Origin of the sequence: cf. Phormidesmis sp. LEGE 11477 (assembly GCF_015207105.1) — a bacterium.
In the GTDB taxonomy this organism is placed as follows: Bacteria; Cyanobacteriota; Cyanobacteriia; order Phormidesmidales; family Phormidesmidaceae; genus Phormidesmis.
The window spans coordinates 1-1,023 of the sequence record NZ_JADEXO010000284.1; the positions used below are offsets into that span (position 1 = coordinate 1).

General features: G+C 50.0%; 1 protein-coding gene. It reads left to right on the plus strand.

Features of this window, described 5'->3' with window-relative positions; genetic code table 11:
* Positions 1-214: 214 nt before the first annotated feature.
* Entirely contained in the window at positions 215-766 is a 552-nt protein-coding gene (locus tag IQ256_RS29330) for a hypothetical protein (protein WP_193859198.1), read from the plus strand.
* Positions 767-1,023: the final 257 nt, after the last annotated feature.

Sequence of the window (1,023 nt, forward strand, 5' to 3'; positions counted from 1 at the left end):
AGACAATTACCGGTCAAGCCGATATCGAAAAAGCATTCGAGCCCTATTTTCCTGAGGGCGCTGATCTCGTCCCCGTTGGGGAACTTGGGATAGGATCCGCTGAGGAGCAACAGGTTGGCTTGGGTATCCCGATATAGCGCTGATAACCGGTTTCTCTATAACGGACACACCCGAGACTTCCCAGAGTGACAGCTCCAATGTACCAGTCATTAACTTGTCAGAAGGCCGGATAACAAACATCCTTGCTGATGATCCAGCAGTTTTTGAGATTAAGGACTCGCCGAAGGCAAGCAGCAAAGAGCCAACCTATGCTTTTCATGAGAAGGGATATTGGGCGGTGCGACTTCACGAAGACGCAATCGAGCAAGAAGCAAGGGCGCAGCTCGTCGATCCCGACCTCGTAAGAGCTATAATGTATGTGGAGAACGCTCATGGTGCTTCTTATGGACACTTCTTTGAGGCACATGGAGTTGCCGAAACAATCCTGCCAATGAACATCAATCCGGAGACCTGGGGCGACTTGGTTGAAGAAGGTGCGGATTTCTCTGATGCACTTGTCAATGTGAGGGCCGGTGTGACGCTCATCAGTCGTATTCAGGAGCGAATCGAAAAGCCGACGGTAGCCAAGGTGGCATCTGTCTACATTTTCACCGGTAGAGAGAATGTGAACGATTATGGCGCCCGGGTCGCAGAGGTTTATGCGAAGCGCATGTGGCAGCAAGTGCCGCGAGAATCAGCCAATCCATTAGTCAATGAAGCTCCATAAGACGAGGAGAAGTGGCAGTAAGATTCGTTGGCGTGATGTCTCTTCGAAGCCCCAAGCCCGACGGTTTTGGTTCTTCTGATCTCATAAGAGCTGATGCTTCCTGGCTGATGATTTCTTGAAACTTTCCAAACTTTGTCGCTTGCGGGCCTCGTTTTCGACATACTTAAAGAACAATGTAAGAGAGGTTCACAATCGACTGACCACAGTTTATTCGGAAGGGTAGGTATGGCGTCTGTAGGGGTGGTAATGCTGTACAT